This window comes from Actinoplanes sp. NPDC049548, from assembly GCF_040676695.1.
Taxonomy (GTDB): domain Bacteria; phylum Actinomycetota; class Actinomycetes; order Mycobacteriales; family Micromonosporaceae; genus Actinoplanes.
Window position 1 is genome coordinate 166,618 of sequence record NZ_JBFAPM010000013.1, and the last position, 17,419, is coordinate 184,036.

Genomic DNA, 17,419 nt, shown 5'->3' on the forward strand with positions numbered 1-17,419 from the left:
GAGTACGCTTCCTGCAATGATGTCCGGATCCGCCGCAAGCGGGCAGGCCTCCGTCGGAGGTTCGCATGCGTGACCGGGCCTCGCCCGCTACGCCGCTGGCGGCCGAGATCTCCACGATCGCCTTGCGCGCCACCGGCCTCGCCGAGCGCGCCGAGGCCGTGCTCCGAGCCCTGCGCCCCGTCATGGCCATCGACGCCGCCTGCGTCACGCTGCTGCGTCCCGACCGGCGTCGTCAGCCCCCTCTGGTCAGCTTCGGGTACCCGGGGCCGGTGGTCGAGCACCTGGCCACCCCGGACTTCCTGGGCAGCGTCGAACAGCTCGGACTGCATCGCTACCGGCTCCCGCTGCGTGTCATGGACCTGCCGCAGCCCGCCGCGGAGATTCCCGGCTGGGCCGACTACATGGCCCCGGCCGGGTTCGGCGAGGGGATCGGCGTTCCGCTGCACACCGCCGACGGGCGCTACCTCGGCGTGCTGGCCACTCACACGTACAGCCGGACCCCGGTCAGCGACGCCACCCGCGAGCTGCTCGCCGGCCTGGCGCCGCTGATCGCGCACGCCCTGGATCCGATGCGGACCGTCAGTGCCCTGGCCGGGCTGGTCGGCGACGCGCTCGCGGGCGTGGTGCTGACCCAGGACGACACCCTCGCGCCCGTCCCCGGGTTGCCGGGACACCGGCTGCTGACGCGGGGTTCCCCGGTGCTGGCCGAGGTCGCCGCGTGCTACACCGACGGCGACAGCCAGGCCACCTTCCACGTGCCGCAGTCGCGTCAGGAGCCGGCCCGCTACCTGCGGGCGACCATGCTGGCCTGCCCCGACCAGCCCCCGCACCACGTGAGCGCCGTCGTGGTGCTGCGGCCGCCGGATGACCTGCACCAGCTCGACCGGCGGGAGATGACCGTCCTCGGCCTGCTGGTGGCCGGCTGGCCCACGGCGCAGATCGCCGCCCGGCTGAGGGTGAGCGTGCTCAGCGTGCACGCGATCCTGGACCAGGTCCGGAGCAAGCTGGGCACCCGCAGCACCGCCGCCGCCGTGATGCGCGCCGCCGACCGGGGCCTCTACCTTCCCCCGGCCCTGGTGCAGGATCAGGGGCCGTCGTAGGGGATCCAGCCCAGGTGCGCGGCGCGTACGCCGGCCTGGAACCGGGTCTCGGCGTCCAGCCGGACGAGCAGCTCCCGCAGCCGCCGCTGGAACGTGCGGTAGCTGAGCCCCAGCTGCCGGGCGATGACGACGTCGGGCATGCCCGTGGTCAGCAGGCTCAGCAGGCGCCGGTCATCCCGGGTGGGACCGGCGTCCACGGCGGTCTGCCCGGCCTGCAGGCCGAGGGGCAGGGCCCGGGCCCACAGTGACTCGAAGAGCGCGCCGAGCGCCTCCAGCAGGGCGGACGGGTGCACGACGATGATGCTCTCGATGGAGGCGGGTGCCGCCTGCAGCGGCAGCAGGCCCAACCGGTCGTCGGCGAGGATCAGCTTCGTCGGTGCGGCCAGGACCCGGGCCACCTCGCCGCGGGCGGCGTTCTGCTCCAGGTCGGCCCGCAGGTCGTGGAAGTCCGTCAGCCCCTGCGGGTCATAGATGATCCGGTACTTCACGCCCCGGGCAAGCATCTCGGGCTCCACCGGGTTGCGGTTGGCCGACGGCACCGCGTACGGCGGCTTGTCGATGGCCCGGATCTCGTGGCGGGCCCCGCGCTGGATCTGCTCGAAGCGTTCCAGCACGGCCATCCGCCCGGTGACCACCTCCACCAGCGACGCGGGGTCGTCGCCGGCGTGGGCGCGGCGGTGCCGGGCGGCCAGCTGGTGCGCGTGCAGGCGGGCCCGCTGCAGCCGGGCCTCCTGGCGCAGCAACAGCGCCTCGAGGGCCACGTCCGGCGCCGCAGCGGTGTGCCGCTCGGGGTGGCCGGCGCCGCGGCCGACGAGTCCCGCCTCCTCGAGGTGGTCCAGCGCGACCCGGACCAGCTCCTCGGCCAGGCGGGTGCTGCGGGCGAGCTCGGGCACGGTGGCGGGACCGTCCATCAAGGCCTCGTAGACGGCTTCGTCCTCGGGTCCCAGCCCGGCTACGGAGAACACCTGACTCATGGTGGCGGGGGAACCCCCCGTCCGGCTGGCGCTGTGCCGTCAGCGGCGAGTTCGCGCCAGGGCGGAACCGTTCCGCCATGCCTCACCGGACGTCATCCTTTTCATAAGTTGTTAGCGGCTGGTTCATCTGCACCGCCCTAGCGGCCCACCAGCACCGCGCCGTGCACGACATGGCGCGGTGCTGCTGCTTTCGCCATCCGGACGAAAGGACGGTTCCATGAGCCCCAGCCACAGCTCCGGCGCTGCCCGCCGCGGGCGCATCCGGGCCACGGCCGCCGCCGTGGTCCTCGGCGCCGGCGCGGTCCTCGCGCCGACCGGCGCGCAGGCTCAGCCGCCGGCCCCCGGCCGACCGGCATCGACGCCGGTGGCCGCCGACCACACCGTCACCCTGCTCACCGGCGACCGGGTCCGCTACCACGACCTGCCGGAGGGGCGCGCCCAGGTCACCGTCCAGCCCGGACCCGACCGGACCGGTATCACCTTCGCCACGACGGTGCGCCGCTCGGCGGCCGGCGGCCCGGCGCTCTACATCGTCCCGTCGGACGCCGAACCGCTGCTCGGCGCCGGCGTGCTGGACCGGGAGCTGTTCAACGTGCGCGGGCTCACCCGGCAGGGGCTCGACGACAGCCGGTCGGCCACGCTGCCGGTCATCGTGACGCACCCGCGTACCCGGAAACTCGCTGCCCTTCCGGCCAGCCGCCGGACCCGCGACCTGCCGGCCGTGCGCGGCTCCGCGTTGCGCGTCGAGCGCAAGGGCTCCGGATTCTGGACGGCGATCCGCCCCGGCGCCGCACCCGGCGACCGGGCCGCGCTGCGCCAGGGCGTCGGCAAGGTGTGGCTCGACGCCCGGGTGACCGCCACGCTCGACCACAGCGCCGCACAGATCGGCGCCCCGGAGGCCTGGGCGGCCGGATACGACGGCCGGGGCGTCAAGGTCGCGATCCTCGACACCGGGGCCGACGCCGGCCACCCCGACCTGCAGGGCAGGATCGCCGCCTCGGCCGACTTCACCGACTCCGGATCCACCGCGGACGGTCACGGGCACGGCACCCACGTCGCCTCGATCATCGCGGGCAGCGGCGCTGCCTCCGACGGCCGGTACCGCGGCGTGGCCCCCGGCGCGCAGCTCATGATCGGCAAGGTGCTCGACGACGACGGGTCCGGGATGGACTCCTCGGTCATCGCGGGCATGCAGTGGGCGGCCGCGAGCGGCGCCCGGGTGATCAACATGAGCCTGGGCGGTGATCCGACGGACGGTACCGACCCGTTGAGCGCGGCGGTCGACGAGCTGAGCGAGCAGACCGGTGCCCTGTTCGTGGTGGCCGCGGGCAACGACGGAGCTTCGGTGAGCGTCAACGCACCCGGTGCGGCCCGTGCCGCGCTGACCGTCGGCGCCGTGGACCGCGACGACCAGCCGGCCACCTTCTCCAGCCGCGGCCCGCGACTGGGGGACGGCCTCATCAAGCCGGAGATCGTGGCGCCCGGCGTGAGCATCGTCGCCGCCCGCGCGGCCGGTACCGAGCTCGGCTCTCCCGTCGACGACTCGTACACGGCGCTCTCCGGCACGTCGATGGCCACCCCGCACGTGGCCGGTGCCGCCGCGATCCTCGCCCAGCGCCGCCCGGCGTGGCACGCGGACCGGCTCAAGGACGCCCTGATCAGCAGCGCCGCCCCGATCGACGGCAGCTGGACGGCGGTCGGCGCGGGCCGGGTGGACGTCGCCCGGGCCGTGCGGCAGGACACCTCCGCCACCGGCTCCCTGCAGGCCGACGGCGGAGCCCCCGGCACGGACGACACCTACCCCGTCAGCTACGTCAACGACGGCGCCGTGCCGCTGACCCTGCAGCTCGGGGTGGCCCTCACCGCTTGGAACGGCACCGCGGCGCCGGACCTCGGCCGGCTTTCGGCGAGCGAGCTCACCGTGCCGGCGGGTGGCCGGGCCACCGTCACGCTCACCATCGACCCGGCCGCCGCCGGAGGCGCGTACGGCGGTGCCGTCACGGCCACCGGGGAGCACGTCTCGCTGCGGACCGCGGTCAGCGTCTACGTGCGCCCGGAGACCTCGCAAGTGACCGTGACGATGACCGACTACCAGGGCAGGCCGGTGCCGTACGCCAGCGCTTACCTGGTCGACGCCACCCTCGATCCGGCCGCCTCGAACGATCCCTTCTCCGCCCCGACGACGGTCGTGGCCGTGGAGGACGGGACCGCGGTCGTACCGGTCCGCAAGGGTGGCGTGTTCCAGGCCCTGGCATCGCTGTCCGCCGGCGAGCTGACCGGACGGCGTACGGACCTCCTGGTGTCGCCGGAGGTCTCCGTCACCGGTGACACCGAGATCACGCTGGACGCCCGCAAGGGGCAGAAGCACACGGTGACCACCGGTGAGGCCACCGACGAGCTGGCGCGTTCCGTCGAGGTGGTGCGCACCTCCGCCGGTGCGCAGACGAGTCTGCTGGCCGCCGTGCGGACCGACCCCGATCTGGGCATCTTCGTCACTCCCCAGCCCGCGGCGCGGCATGGTGCCCTCGACACGTACGACAAGCGCACGCTGGCCGCCGCCGGGCTGCGGGTACGGGCCGACACCGCCGCCACCGGCGTGGATCTGCACGCCCGGTACGACGTCTACCACACCCCCGCCCGCTGGGCCGGTACCCGCCAGGCCGATCTGCTCTGGGCCGGGCAGGGCCGGGCGGAGGATCTCGCCGGCCTCGACCTGCACGGCCGGTTCGCCCTGGTGGCCGTCGACGGCTCGGATCCGGCGGCCGCCGCGCAGGCTGCCACCGCGGCCACCCGGGCGGTCGCCGAGGCCGGCGCCGCCGGGGTCCTCGTCTTCGTCGATCGTGCCGGGGCGGTGCCGCTGAGCCGGCCGGCGGCGACGCCGGTGCCGCAGCTGTTCCTCGGTCAGCAGGAGGGCGCCGGGTTGCGGGCGTGGCTGGCGAGCGGCCCGGTGCGGCTCACCCTGACCGGCGACGGCTCGCCGGACAGCAACTACAACCTCTTCTATCCCGCCGACGGAGTCCCGGCCGGGCGCAGCGACCTTGCGACGCCCTCCGGGCTGGTGACGATCCCGACGCGCTACCACGCCGACACCGCGATGACCTACGAGAAGAACTGGTACGCCTTCGGTACCCGCAGCGTCAGTGCCGTCCGCGAACGCGTCCAGTTCCCGGCGCCGGCGGTGCGTATCGAATATGTAGGCCCGGCGAACGGGGCCGTGACGTGGACCCGCTGGACCACCCAGAACGAGCAGCCGGCCGGCTCGCCGTCGCGGACGACCTCGCTGATCAGCCGTGACGTGTTCGCCGCCGGCACCCGGTCGCTGCCTGAGGAGCGCTGGTACGAAGGCCCGATCCTGGAGGCGGAACCCGCCGGCGGGAGTGACGGCTGCGGCCTCTGCCGGGGCGGTCCGGACGGCGCCGTGCTCATCCCGGCCTGGCACCTGATGGACTCGTCCGACTCGCATGCCGTGCAGTCGTGGCCGGACTATCGCAGCCAGGTCCGGCTCTTCCGGGACGGTGCGGAGGTGCCGGCCGAGGAGCAGACCAACGGCCTGCCGATGCCCACGTTCCGGCTGCCGGCGCAAGCGGCGACCTACCGGCTCGAGGTCGACGGGCCGACGCCGGTCAGCACCTCGGTCCGGCCGGTGCAGCACACCACGTCGGCGTGGTCGTTCCGTTCCGCTGCGCCGCAGTCGCCGTCCGTGCCGTGCCCCAACGGCCTCACCGGCGGCTGCGCGCATCAGCCGCTGATCCAGCTGACCTACCGGCTGGGCCTCGATCAGGCGAACCATGCTCCCGCCGGGCAGGACCTCGCCTTCGAGGTGCTGGCCCGGGAACCGCAGGGAGCGGAGAACGGCGCAGCACTGGCCGGTCTCTGGCTGTGGTCCTCTGCCGATCAGGGGAAGACCTGGCGCCCGGCCTCGGTGCGGCAGATCGCTGCGGGCCGTTACGGGATCACCGTACGCAATCCCGCCGCGGCCGCGCAGGGCGGCATGTGGCTGAAGGCGGAGGCGTGGGACAGCGCCGGCAATCGTCTGCAGCAGACGGTGCGCGGTGCCTATGACCTGGTGCAGCCGGCCCGCTGACGACAGGCCGGTACGGCCCGGTGGGGTTTCCCACCGGGCCGTACCCGTTGCCCGGTCCCGGATGCTCAGGACGAGCTGCTGTTGCGCGGCATGGCGGGCGAGATCCTGCGGAAGTCGAACGCGTTGTTGTTGGTGTCCTGGTCGGACACGCGCAGCGCGGCCTGGTCCATGAACGTGGTGCTCTGCGCGGGTGCTGCCGCCGTCTCCGTGCACGGGTTGGCGGAGGAGAAGCCCACCGAGTCGATCCTGGCACCCGTCGGGTTGCCCGCCTGCGGAGCGCCGCGCAGCAACACGCCGCCGGTCCGCGCGATGTTGCCGCTGTAGGTCTGGTCCGGCGGCGTGATGCGCGAGTAGTCCTGTCCCGCGAGCAGGTAGAACTGGCCGACCTCCGGCTGCTGGTCCTCGGTGCCGCTCAGGACGGTGCCGGACGGGAGCACGCCGAGCAGGACCTGCGTGCCGGAGTTGGTGCAGGACCAGACGCTGTAGTTCGAGATGTCCATCGAGTTCTCGCCGAGGTTGTGGATCTCGACGAACTCGTCGGTCGCGCCGCCCGGCCCCTGGGTGGAGACCTGGCTGATCACCAGGTTGGACGCGGGTGCCGGGGGCACCAGCGGCGCGGCGTTCGCGGGCGCCATGATCAGGGCGGCGGTGGCACCCGCGGCCAGGGTGAGCGTGCCGAGAGCGGCGAGACGCCGGGTGGTGTGGGACACGGTTCCTCCTTGGATCGGAAACGACTGGCGAGAACCCGCCGGTGGTGCGGGTCCCGGTGTTCCGGAATCCGATCCTGGTCGCGCCCGGTGCGGTGAGAAAGAGTCCGTTTTCTGGCCACGCTCCCCATTGATAAAAGTCAATGGGAAACACCGTTTCGGGTGCCGGCTCCGGCCAGCAGGCGCGCCGCCCGCGCGCGTACGGCCGCGCGGTCCAGCTCCGGGCGCGGCACACCGAGCACCGCGCTCAGCCACCGCCGCCAGTAGGGGCCCGGGACCCGGCCGCCCCCCTCCCAGCGGCTGACCTGGTCGCGGCTCACGGAGCCGTTGCCGGAGGCTTTCGCCAGCGCTTCGGCCAGGGCTGCCTGGGTCATGCCGCGGCGCATCCGGTAGCGCCTGATCAGTTGCCCGGCCGGCGGTTCGGCGAGTTCGGTCACGGAAGTCCTCCTCGGAGCCTGGTGCGCAGGACATGGGCCGTGGGGCAGTCAACACCCCGACGGCGGCAGGCGCGCAAGGGTGGCGCCGCGACGAGCAGGGCGTGGCGTACGGGCACAGATACCAACGGAGTGCGCCGGACTACACCTTTGGTGGTAGGGCCGTGATTCGCCGCGAATTTGAACTTGTGAAAAGACGGCAAACGCGTCCGGCCGCGTGGACAATCACCCTCGGATGTCGGCAGAATCGACGAAGTCAGGCACGCGCCGGAATAGCGGCGCGGCGCGCGGGAGCGGAAGGTGGCCCGGCCGGCCGTCCACCGGCGGCGGTCCCTCTGCGACGGCCGCCGCAACCGGAATGTGCGAGGTGTCATGCACAAGCTCGACGTCCCGTTCGTCCTGCCGGGGCCGGGCCGCAACCGGGGGGTGGTCCGGCGGTCCCCGCGGCCGCGGTCCGCCCGCCCGGTCGACGTCCCGGGCACCGCGATCATCGACATCCTGGTGGCCGGCGACCAGCCTCTGCTCCGCGAGGGCCTGGTCGAGCTCGTCGCCGCCGAGCCGGACTTCCGCGTGGTGGGCCAGGCGGGCAACAGCGTGACCGCCGTCCAGTCGGTGGCCGCCCGCCGGCCCCGGGTGGTCCTGCTCGACGTCAAGATGCCCGACCACCCGGCCTGCGCCACGGTGCGGCACATCCGGCGGATCTCGCCGGGCACGCGGGTCGTCGTGCTGGCGATGGACGACGACCTGCGCCTGCTGCAGGAGGTTCTGGCGGCGGGGGCCCATGCCGTGCTGGTCCGGTCGGCCGGCCGCCAGGAGCTGCTCGGCGTCATCCGGACGGTCTGCCACGAGGCCAACAGCGTGCTCGTGGTCTCCCATCGCAACGCCGGGCGTCTGGCCGTGCCGGCCGACAACCCGCTGAGCCGAAGGCAGCTCCAGGTGCTCGAGCTGGCCGCCCTGGCGCTGAGCAACGCCCAGATCGCCGCGCGGTTGCGGATCGCCGAGGGCACGGTGAAGCGCCACCTGACGAACGTCTACACCAAGCTCGGCGCGGTCTCGCGGCTCGACGCCGTCAACAAGGCCAAGGCCGCACGCTTCCTGCAGTCGATGGACGCGCCGGATGCCCCACCGCCGACGGCCGGGACGTGACGCCGGGATCCCGTGGGATCGTTCACCCCGGGCGGCCGCCGACGGTGGCCCACACGACCTTGCCGGTGCTCCCGGCGCGGACTCCCCAGGCGGCGGCCGCGGCGTGCACGATGCGCAGGCCCATCCCGCGGCCCGGCGCCCCGGGCCGGTCCTGTCCGGGCTCCGGCAGTCCGGGCAGGCGCGGGTCGTCGTCGTGGACGGCCAGGTACATGCCGCTGCCACGCCGCGACACCGTGACCCGGACGGTGGTGGCGGCGTGCTCGACGGCGTTGCCGACGAGCTCGGAGACGATGGTCCGGGCCTGGTGCGCCAGCGGCGTCAGGCGCCAGGCCGTGCAGGCCTGGTCGACGAGGGCGCTGGCGCGGCCGGCCGACTCGGGCTCGGGCGGCAGGATGAGCTGCAGCCGGTCCGGCACGGGCAGGCTGCCGGCCATCGCGGCGCGCGCCTCGGGCATGCTCGCGTACACGGACAGGAAATGCGACGCTCCGGTCTTGCGCAGCCGGGTGGCGAGCACGGTCCCCGGTGGTACGCACAACGCCAGGCGCACGGGCGGCTGAGGAATCGTCCCCGCGTGATAGGCGGCCAGCCACATCGGCGCGCTGTGCCCCCGCGGGTCGCCGAAGTCGCGCAGGTCGATCAGAAGGGCGACCGGATATTCGGCCAGGCACTTGTGAATGCCGTAACGCAGCTCGGTGGCGAGCAGCGGGCTCCAGCGGCCGTGAACCGCCAGTTCCATCGATTCGCGATCGCCGTCGCTGGTGATCACCACGGATGATTCATTCGCCGAATCTGTGACCAGGTGGGGCGGATGCATTGTCATGGCCCGGCCTTTCGGATCGCAGGTGACACCGTCACCTTCCTGCAGCGTCGCCGCCGGAATGCGCCCCTCCCTTTCGTGCCGGGCAGCCCGCCGCATCTCATCCCACTTTCCCACCTGTTGCGGTGAAGTGACAGAGAGGACATTTGATGTCATGGTTGACACTTTTGTGTTCTGTGTTACGAGATTCGGACCGGCCCACGATCGACAAAGCTGAAGGAAGTCCCGCCGGATTTCGTGAGCGTCACACGCCCGTCCTCTGCGGACCGCCCCACCGTTCCGTAGGCCTCGTTCGACAGGATGTACGCCGGGCGCCCGGCACCGTCCTTTCTTCCGGCGGGACGGATGGAGAAGACCGTCGCCGCGGCCGGGCGACAGGGCGAGGTCACCAGCACCGCACTGACGCCGGGGCTGATGTGCACGCCCAGGCACTGGCCCGGGTATTCCTCGGACAGCCACCTGATCTCGTGGCCCCCACCGGACGGCACGAGCGCGAACTGCGACTCGCCGGCGATGCCGCCGGCGGCGGCCGTCGTCTCCGCCTCGCCGCCGTTCGGGTGGATCCACAGGTCCTCACCGGACTCCACGAGGTGGATGACCACGCGCCGGCCGCCCGAGAGGACGTCCGGGGCCGCGGCGTCGCCGCCGGTCGAGGCTCTGACGGCGAGCACTGCCGCCACGACCAGCGCGAGGGCGCCGCTCCCGATCGCGACTCCGCGAGCACGATGCCGCGACGCCGGCCGAGCGTGGACCGGCGGACCGGGGCGCGGGGCGACCAGCTCGTCGAGGAGGTCCCCGGCGGCCGGCCGGGCGGCGGGATCCTTCGCGAGGCAGCGGGCGACGATGTCGCGCAGCGGCTGCGGTACACCGTCGAGCTCGGGCGGTTCCATCAGGATGCACCGAGCCGTCGCGGGCGGGCCGGCGGCGTGGAACGGCGTACGCCCGGTCGCCGCGTACGCCACCAGCGCACCCCACGCGAAGACGTCCGCCGCGAAACCGGCCTCCGGGTGGGCGTCGAAGCGCTCCGGGGCCATGTAGGCGACCGTGCCGACCAGCTGGTCCGTGGCGGTGTGGTGGCCGATGGCCTCGACCGGCCGCGCGACGCCGAAGTCGATGACCTTGACGCCGCCGCGGGGGAGCAGGACGTTGTCCGGCTTGAGGTCGCGATGGACGACCCCGGCGCGGTGGATGGCGGCCAGGGCGGTGGCGGTGCCGACCGCGACCGTGTGCAGGGCGGCGCCGGTCAGCGGGCCCTGCCCGTCGACGACCGCGGCGAGGCTGGGGCCGTCGACGTACTCGACCACGAGGTAGGGCGGGTCGTGGGCGGGGTCGGCGTCGAGGACCTCGGCGGTGGCGAACGGCGGGACCTGCCGGGCGCGGGTGACCTCGCTGCGGAAACGGGCCCGGTACTCGGGGTCGTCGGCGTACTCGGGGCGGACCACCTTGAGAGCGACGCGGCGTCCGCCGGGGGAGCGGCCGAGGAAGACCGTGCCCATGCCGCCCTCGCCCAGCCGCGCCAGCAGCTCGTAGCCGCCGAGCCGGCGCGGGTCGCCGGGGCGCAGTGGCACGGCCATGTCGACTTCCCTCCCCATTCCGCCGGGCACCCTACCCGCGGACAGGCTCATTCCCGCACCAGCGCCTGGGCCGGGGCGACGCGAAGCGCCCGCCGGGTGGGGATCTCCACGGTCAGGAACGCGAGCGCCGCCACCACCGTCAGCACGGCCGGGGCGAGCCACAGCGGCCCGGCCGGCCAGGGCCGGTGCAGGAAGCCGACCCCCAGCAGCGCCAGCGGTACGGCCGCGAGCACCACCCCCGTCACCAGCGCCGCGACGCCCACCAGCCCCGCCTCGACCCGCATCATCGCGCGCAGCTGTGCCGGGGTCGCGCCGATCCACCGCAGGGCGGCGAGCTCGGTACGCCGCTGTGCCGTCGCCGCGACCAGCTTGTTCGCGATGCCGAGCAGCAGGTAGCCGAGCAGCACCGCCAGCACCGCCACGTTGATCCACAGCTGGGCCGGCACCGGCACGGTGGCCCGCGGGTCGCGCACGTCGAGCCCGGGCACGACCGCGGCGAGGCGGTCACGGGCCGCGGGCGTCCCGTCGGTGCGGACCAGGAGGCGGTCGGCGAGCCCGGTCGTGGTGTGCCCGGCGGCCAGGTCCTGCGAGAGCAGGAGTGGCCCGAACCCGAGCCCCCGCGAGTAGACGGCCACCACGCGGGCGGTGACCCGGATGCCGTCGCCGAGGAACAGTTCCACCGCGGACCCGACCTTCACCTTGCGGGCGCGGGCGGCCTCGGCGTCGACCGCGACCGTGGCGCCCCGCAGGTCCGCCAGGCGCCCGGAGCGCACGTCCGGGTCCAGCACCTGCGCCGCGGACGCCGGCACGGCCAGCGCGGGCGCGGCCTCGGTCTGCGGCTCACCCATGATCCGGTACGGCCATACGACAGTGGTCGACGTGACCGGCACGGCGGCCCGTACGCCGGGCACCGCTGCCACCGCCGGGGCCGCGTCCACGGGGATCCCGCCGAGGCCGGGCGCGGACACCTCCACGTCGGCGACGGTGCCCGCGCGCAGGTCGTCGGCGGTGGAGCGGAGCACGGTCGTCTGGGTGAGCCCGTACGTGAGGGTGAAGACCACCGCCATCGCGAGCGTGGTGACGGCTCCGGCGGTGCGCAGGGCGTACCCGTGGGTGTTGGAGACCGCGAGCCACGCCGGTGCGCGCAGGTCCCCGGGCAGCCGGCGCCGCAGCCAGGCCGTGCTCCGCTGCACCGCGAGCGGCCCGGCCAGGGCGACCCCGATGGTGGCCAGGATCCCGGCGATCGCGGTGGACGCTGCGCCGATCTCGGTGCGCGCCAGCAGGGGACCGGCGGCGAGCACGGTCGCCGCGGCCAGCAGGAGCAGGCCGGCGAACGCGCGCGTCCGCGACGGGTGGCGCGGCTCGACCCGCGACTCGGCGACCGCCTCGGTGGCGGGCATCCGGGAGATCCGCCACGCCACGCACCAGGCCGCGGCGGCGACAGCACCGAGCAGGAGGAGGACGGCGGCGAGCCCGGGCAGCGGACTGATCGTCAGCGGGAGCACCCCGGGCAGCATCCCGACGCGGACCAGCAGCTGCCGGAGCTGCTCGGCGAGCAGGTAGCCGAGGGCGATCCCGGGCGGCAGCGTGACGGCGGTGACCGCGACGGCCTGGGCCACGGCGAGCCGGCGTACCTGGCGCGGCGTCGCGCCGACCGCCCGCAGCAGGGCGAGGTCGCGCCGTTGTGCCGCGAGGGAGACGGCCAGGGCGCCGGCCACCATGAAGCCGACCACCAGAAGTGTCACTCCGGCCATCGAGCCGGCGAGGACGGGCAGCAGAGCGCGCGCGGCGCGGACCTCGGGTGCTGCCACGTCGCCGCGGGCGGCGCCGGTGGTGACGGCCAGGTGCTGAGGGCGTACGAGATCACGGATCCGTTCCGTGGCGTGACCGTCGGACCGGACGGCGACCAGGTCCACGGCCCCGCCCCGGCCGGTCAGCCGGGCTGCGGTCGCATCGGCGACGTAGATGCCGCCGTACGCCCCGGAGAGCACCGCCGTCACCCGGTACGTGGCCCGCTGCCCCGCCGCCACGACCGTCACCCGGTCGCCGGGCCGCACACCGGCCGAAGCGGCGAGCTCGGAGTCGAGGGCGACGTCACGCGGGCCGGTGGGCGCGGCGCCGGTGATCCGGGCCGGGTCCAGCAGCGTGGCCGACGACCAGCCGTGCCCGGCCGTCCGCGGATCCTGACCCGGGACCACCTGCCCCGTCGTGGTGACGAGCGCGGCCGGGAAGCTCAGGTCGCCGACCGCGGCCGTGACGCCCGGGACCTCGGCGATGCGGGCCACCACGGCGGCCGGGATCCGGGCGCGTTCCGGCAGGTCGACCGCGAGGTCGCCGCCGGCGTCGAGGCGCTGCGGGGCGGCGACCACCACGTCGGCGGCGCCGAGCCGGCCCGCCGGGGCGTGCGAGCGCAGCCCGGACTCGGCCAGCACGCCGATGCCGGTGACGAATGCGGCGCCGCCCAGGGTCGCGCAGGCGACCGCGATGAGGGCGGCGATGCGGTGGCGGGCCGTGCGCAGGGCGAGCCGCAGCATCATGGCAGCTCCAGGCGGGTGAGCCGCTCGGCGAGGTCGCCGGCGGTGGGTTTGTCGAGGATGCCGACGATCCGGCCGTCGGCCATGACCAGCGCCCGGTCGGCGTGGGCGGCGGCGCCCGGGTCGTGGGTGACCATGACGACCGTCTGGCCGAACCCGTCGACGATGTCGCGCAGCAGCGCGAGGACCTCGCGGGCGGTGCGCAGGTCCAGCGCGCCGGTGGGCTCGTCGCCGAAGACCACGGCCGGGCGGGTGACCAGCGCCCGGGCGATCGCGGCCCGCTGTTGCTGGCCGCCGGACAGCTCGGCGGGACGGCGGTTCCGCAGGCCCGCCAGCCCGACCCGTTCCAGCAAGGTCTCCAGCCACATCCGGTCGGTGGCGGCACCGGCCAGCCGCAGCGGCAGCGTCACGTTCTCCTCGACGGTCAGCGCCGGCACGAGGTTGTACGCCTGGAACACGAACCCGACCCGTTCCCGGCGCAGCACCGTGCGCCGGTTCTCGCTCAGCGCGCCGATCTCGGCGCCGCCGACCACGACGCGCCCCGACGTGGGCGCGTCGAGCCCCGCGGCGCAGTGCATGAGGGTGCTCTTGCCCGAGCCCGACGGCCCCATGACGGCGACGAACGAACCCGTGGCGACGGTCAGCGACACGTCGTCGAGGGCCCGGACGCCGCCGGGATAGGCGCGCGTGACGTGCTCGAGGACGACGGCGCTCACCGGGCCCTGCGCCGGTAGTGGTGGGCGACGAGGGCGACGGCGCAGGCGAGGGTGACCACGCCGAAGCCGGCCCCGATGAAGACGTTGGCGCCGGTGCTCGACGCCACGGCGTTGGCCGCCGCGCTCAGCACCAGCACCAGCCACAGCAGCGGACGGGTGACGGTGGTCCGTTCCTTGTTCTCGGTCATGTTTCGACGCTAGGAATTCCGGCGTGCCCGATCGATCCCGCCAGCGCGCCACCGCGGGTACAGCAGGCTGTACTTCCTCCGCCCGCGGGCTGCCGCGGCCGCCGGTGAGGCCCTAAGGTTGCTGCCCGTGAGATCGGAGCTGCGCAGACTCGCCACCAGGATCCGCGAGTCGCTGGAACACCTCGTGGGAGGGCTGGGCACCGCGTGCCTGGCCACCGCCGCGCTGCTCTGGCTGATCTTCGTGGCGCTGACGTCCGTCCTCGGCGTCGGGCTGCTGTTCGGGCGTACCGCGCTGCGCCTGCAACGCTTCGCGGCGGACCGGGAACGGCGGCGGTTGTCGCGCTGGGGCGACGAGATCCTCAGCCCGGGCCCGGCCCCGCAGCGGTGGCGCGACGCCGTGGCCGATCCGGTCGTCCGGCGCGAGTGGCGCTGGCTGCTCGTGCACGGCACCTTCGGTCTCCTGCTGGGCATGCTCGGCCTGTCGCTGCCGATCAACGCGGTCCGCGACGGCACCTTCCCGCTGTGGTGGCGGCTGCTGCCGCCGCAGGAAGCCACGTCCTCGCTCGGTTTCCCCGTGGTGCACGACGCGGTGGGCGCCTTCGGGGTGGCAGCTCTCGGCGTCGCCTGGGCGGCGGTGGTGGTCGGCTTCTTCCCGGCGCTCGCCCGCGCGCAGGCCTCCCCCGGCCGCAGGCTGCTGCCGCCCGGCGCGGACCTCGACCTGTCGCTGCGGATCGCCGAGCTCACCGCCACCCGCGCCGCGGCCCTGGACGCGCACGCCACCGAGCTGCGGCGCATCGAGCGCTCGCTGCACGACGGTACGCAGAACCGCCTCGTCGGCGTGACCGTCCTGCTCGGCGCCGCCCGGCGTGCCCTGGCCCGCGACCCCGCCACCGCCGGCGAGATCCTGGACCGCGCGCAGGACGCCGCCGAGCAGGCGCTGGCCGAGCTGCGTACGGTCGCCCGCAGCATCCTGCCGCCGGTGCTGGCGGACCGGGGCCTCGCCGGCGCGCTCGACGGTCTCGCGAGCGCCTGCGGTGTCCCGTGCCGCGTCGAGGTGGACGTGCCCGGGCGCTGCGCCGCCGCCGTCGAGGCCACCGCGTACTTCGTCGTGGCCGAGGCGCTGACCAACGTGGCCAAGCACAGCAGCGCCACCGGGGCGGCCGTCACGGTCCGCAGCCGCGACGACGTACTGACCATCGCCGTCACCGACGACGGCCACGGCGGCGCGGACGAGGACGCGGGCTCCGGGCTCACCGGCATCCGCCGGCGGATCGGCGCCCTCGACGGAACCCTGACCCTGACCAGCCCACCCGGTGGGCCGACAACCCTGCGGGTGGAGCTGCCATGCGGATCGTGATCGCCGAGGACGACTCGTTGCTGCGCGAGGGGCTGGCGCTGCTGCTGCGCGCCGAGTCCCTCGACGTGGTCGCCACCGCGGAGAACCCCTCGGCGTTCCTGGCCGCCGTCGACGAGCACGCGCCGGACGTGGCGATCGTGGACGTGCGGATGCCGCCGACCCACACGGACGAGGGCATCGTTGCGGCGGTCGAGGCGCGGCGACGGCGGCCGGAGCTGGCGGTGCTGGTGCTCTCGGCGTACGTGGAGCAGGCGTTCGCCACGGAGCTGCTCGGCGACGGCGCCGCCCGGCTCGGCTACCTGCTCAAGGAGCGGGTGGGGCGGGTCGAGGAGTTCCTGGGCGCCCTGCACCGGGTGGCCGGCGGCGGTACGGCGATCGACCCCGAGGTGGTGGCGCAGCTGCTCACCCGTACCCGGCCGGACGCGGCCCTGGACCGGCTCAGCCCGCGCGAGCGCGACGTGCTGGCGCTCATGGCGGAAGGCCTGGGCAACACGGCCATCGCGGAGCGGCTGTTCGTCACCGAGGGCGCGGTGCACAAGCACATCCGCAGCATCTTCGCCAAGCTGGACCTGCCCCCGGACGACCGGGCGGACCGCCGGGTGACCGCGGTGCTGCGTTATCTGGATGACACTCAGCGCCGTAGCTGAAAGCTCAGACATCCCGCCGAGGCGCCGATCGTGGATGTGTGAAGCGTCCTTTCCTCGCCGGCATCGCCGCCCGGCATCGCCGCCGCCGCGGCCACGCTGGTCGCCGCGGCGTCGCCCGCTTCGGCCCTGCCGCCGCCCTCCTGTTCCTCGGCCGGCCTGACCGTCGCCGCCCTGCACGGACCCAACTTCTACATCGACACGTCGTCCTCGCCGGTGCTGCGCGGCGCCTACGCGGGCTACCGGGTCACCGACACGTCGGGCGGCGCCCGCACCGACCTGTGGGTGGCGCTGAGCGACTTCACCGGTGGCTCCGTCAGCCTCGGTTCCGGGCAGCCGTCTGCCCAGCAGGTGCCGACCCTCGGTGCCGGCGCCTCGGCCGCCCGGTTCTTCTACCTGACGGCCCAGGCCGAGACCTCGACCGCCCAGCAGCACACCGTCAGCGTGTGGCAGGGCCGGCCGGACCTGCCCGGCTCCAGCCGGCTCTGTGCGAACAGCGGCGGCTTCACCGCCGTCGAGGAGACCATCAAGGCCGCCGCGAACAAGCTGACCAGCGTCACGGTCTCGGCGGGCACGCCCCGCATCGGCGGTACCTTCACCATCACCGTGAAGGGCGACACGGGCACGATCGGCGCCGGCTCGGCCAACGACCCGTCGTCGTTCTGGATGAGCCCGGCGGCTTCCGGCTCGTGGCCGGCGGGGGCGTACCGGCTCGTCGGCACCAGCCTGACCTTCACCGGCGGCGCGTCGTACACCGACCTGCTGCGGGTCAGCGGGCTGAGCTCGGCGTCGAAGGCGTACACCGCGGTCTACACCTTCCGCGCCGTCGGCTTCACCAGCTCGCCCACCAGCGTCCTGCCGGTCCAGCAGATCGCCTCCGGCACCCAGATCAAGCACACCGACCTCGGTAGCGTCGCCTCGCTGCCGGCGATCGACCCGTCGGTCAACGACCTGACCGTCGCCGCGTCGGCGAGCCCCCCGAAGCTGCCCGACACCGGCGGTACGGCCGCCTACCAGGTCTCCGTCTCCGGTTCCGCCGGCGCCGTCCTCGACTCCTTCACCGCGACGGTGCCCTCCGGCGCCACGCTGGTACCCGGCTCGGTGCGCTGGCACGGCAGCCCGGCGCCCGACGGGGTGGCCACCC

General features: G+C 74.4%; 16 protein-coding genes. 5 read left to right on the plus strand and 11 right to left on the minus strand.

Annotated elements, in window-relative coordinates:
* The first annotated feature begins 65 nt into the window (after window positions 1–65).
* The gene (locus tag AB0J80_RS25040) at window positions 66–1,100 is read left to right on the plus strand and encodes a LuxR C-terminal-related transcriptional regulator (RefSeq protein WP_364709241.1); all 1,035 of its coding nucleotides are present in this window, start codon (window positions 66–68) and stop codon (window positions 1,098–1,100) included.
* Here the strand turns inward: AB0J80_RS25040 and AB0J80_RS25045 are convergent.
* On the minus strand, window positions 1,085–2,065 hold the full coding sequence (locus AB0J80_RS25045; RefSeq protein ID WP_364709244.1) for a hypothetical protein: 981 nt from the start codon (window positions 2,063–2,065) through the stop codon (window positions 1,085–1,087). The two genes, AB0J80_RS25040 and AB0J80_RS25045, sit on opposite strands and share 16 nt — an antisense overlap.
* Window positions 2,066–2,291: 226 nt before the next feature.
* Here AB0J80_RS25045 and AB0J80_RS25050 point away from each other — a divergent pair, with 226 nt between their 5' ends.
* Window positions 2,292–6,158 carry a S8 family peptidase gene (locus tag AB0J80_RS25050; RefSeq protein ID WP_364709245.1) on the plus strand — a complete coding sequence of 1,289 codons (3,867 nt, stop codon included), beginning with the start codon at window positions 2,292–2,294 and terminating at the stop codon, window positions 6,156–6,158.
* A gap of 65 nt (window positions 6,159–6,223) precedes the next feature.
* Here the strand turns inward: AB0J80_RS25050 and AB0J80_RS25055 are convergent, their stop codons facing one another.
* Together AB0J80_RS25055 and AB0J80_RS25060 are read right to left on the minus strand one after the other, a co-directional pair.
* A complete protein-coding gene (locus tag AB0J80_RS25055; RefSeq protein ID WP_364709248.1) occupies window positions 6,224–6,868 on the minus strand; it encodes a lamin tail domain-containing protein in 645 nt (214 codons plus the stop codon).
* Window positions 6,869–7,005: 137 nt separating this feature from the next.
* Window positions 7,006–7,302 carry a helix-turn-helix transcriptional regulator gene (locus tag AB0J80_RS25060; protein ID WP_364709251.1) on the minus strand — a complete coding sequence of 99 codons (297 nt, stop codon included), beginning with the start codon at window positions 7,300–7,302 and terminating at the stop codon, window positions 7,006–7,008.
* 369 nt (window positions 7,303–7,671) lie between these two features.
* Between AB0J80_RS25060 and AB0J80_RS25065 the strand changes: the two genes are divergently transcribed.
* The gene (locus tag AB0J80_RS25065) at window positions 7,672–8,445 is read left to right on the plus strand and encodes a response regulator transcription factor (protein ID WP_364709254.1); all 774 of its coding nucleotides are present in this window, start codon (window positions 7,672–7,674) and stop codon (window positions 8,443–8,445) included.
* A gap of 22 nt (window positions 8,446–8,467) precedes the next feature.
* Here the strand turns inward: AB0J80_RS25065 and AB0J80_RS25070 are convergent, their stop codons facing one another.
* The 5 genes from AB0J80_RS25070 to AB0J80_RS25090 all read right to left on the minus strand — a co-directional run bounded on the left by AB0J80_RS25070 (window position 8,468) and on the right by AB0J80_RS25090 (window position 14,274).
* On the minus strand, window positions 8,468–9,214 hold the full coding sequence (locus AB0J80_RS25070) for an ATP-binding protein (RefSeq protein WP_364709256.1): 747 nt from the start codon (window positions 9,212–9,214) through the stop codon (window positions 8,468–8,470).
* 227 nt (window positions 9,215–9,441) lie between these two features.
* Window positions 9,442–10,836 carry a serine/threonine-protein kinase gene (locus AB0J80_RS25075; protein WP_364709259.1) on the minus strand — a complete coding sequence of 465 codons (1,395 nt, stop codon included), beginning with the start codon at window positions 10,834–10,836 and terminating at the stop codon, window positions 9,442–9,444.
* 47 nt (window positions 10,837–10,883) lie between these two features.
* Entirely contained in the window at window positions 10,884–13,373 is a 2,490-nt protein-coding gene (locus tag AB0J80_RS25080; RefSeq protein WP_364709262.1) for an FtsX-like permease family protein, read from the minus strand.
* On the minus strand, window positions 13,370–14,086 hold the full coding sequence (locus AB0J80_RS25085) for an ABC transporter ATP-binding protein (protein ID WP_364709265.1): 717 nt from the start codon (window positions 14,084–14,086) through the stop codon (window positions 13,370–13,372). Before AB0J80_RS25085 ends, AB0J80_RS25080 begins: the two co-directional genes overlap by 4 nt.
* A complete protein-coding gene (locus tag AB0J80_RS25090; RefSeq protein WP_364709268.1) occupies window positions 14,083–14,274 on the minus strand; it encodes a hypothetical protein in 192 nt (63 codons plus the stop codon). The genes AB0J80_RS25085 and AB0J80_RS25090 overlap by 4 nt, the downstream gene beginning before the upstream one ends.
* Before the next feature lie 127 nt (window positions 14,275–14,401).
* Here AB0J80_RS25090 and AB0J80_RS25095 point away from each other — a divergent pair, with 127 nt between their 5' ends.
* Together AB0J80_RS25095 and AB0J80_RS25100 are read left to right on the plus strand one after the other, a co-directional pair.
* On the plus strand, window positions 14,402–15,631 hold the full coding sequence (locus tag AB0J80_RS25095; RefSeq protein ID WP_364709271.1) for a sensor domain-containing protein: 1,230 nt from the start codon (window positions 14,402–14,404) through the stop codon (window positions 15,629–15,631).
* Window positions 15,619–16,278 carry a response regulator transcription factor gene (locus AB0J80_RS25100; RefSeq protein ID WP_364709274.1) on the plus strand — a complete coding sequence of 220 codons (660 nt, stop codon included), beginning with the start codon at window positions 15,619–15,621 and terminating at the stop codon, window positions 16,276–16,278. Before AB0J80_RS25095 ends, AB0J80_RS25100 begins: the two co-directional genes overlap by 13 nt.
* A 389-nt stretch (window positions 16,279–16,667) precedes the next feature.
* Here the strand turns inward: AB0J80_RS25100 and AB0J80_RS25105 are convergent, their stop codons facing one another.
* The 3 genes from AB0J80_RS25105 to AB0J80_RS25115 all read right to left on the minus strand — a co-directional run bounded on the left by AB0J80_RS25105 (window position 16,668) and on the right by AB0J80_RS25115 (window position 17,417).
* Window positions 16,668–17,078, minus strand: coding sequence for a hypothetical protein (locus tag AB0J80_RS25105; RefSeq protein ID WP_364709276.1), 411 nt, complete (start codon window positions 17,076–17,078; stop codon window positions 16,668–16,670).
* A gap of 6 nt (window positions 17,079–17,084) precedes the next feature.
* On the minus strand, window positions 17,085–17,222 hold the full coding sequence (locus tag AB0J80_RS25110) for a hypothetical protein (protein ID WP_364709279.1): 138 nt from the start codon (window positions 17,220–17,222) through the stop codon (window positions 17,085–17,087).
* A gap of 63 nt (window positions 17,223–17,285) precedes the next feature.
* Window positions 17,286–17,417, minus strand: a complete 132-nt coding sequence (locus AB0J80_RS25115; protein ID WP_364709282.1) for a hypothetical protein — start codon at window positions 17,415–17,417, stop codon at window positions 17,286–17,288.
* Window positions 17,418–17,419: the final 2 nt, after the last annotated feature.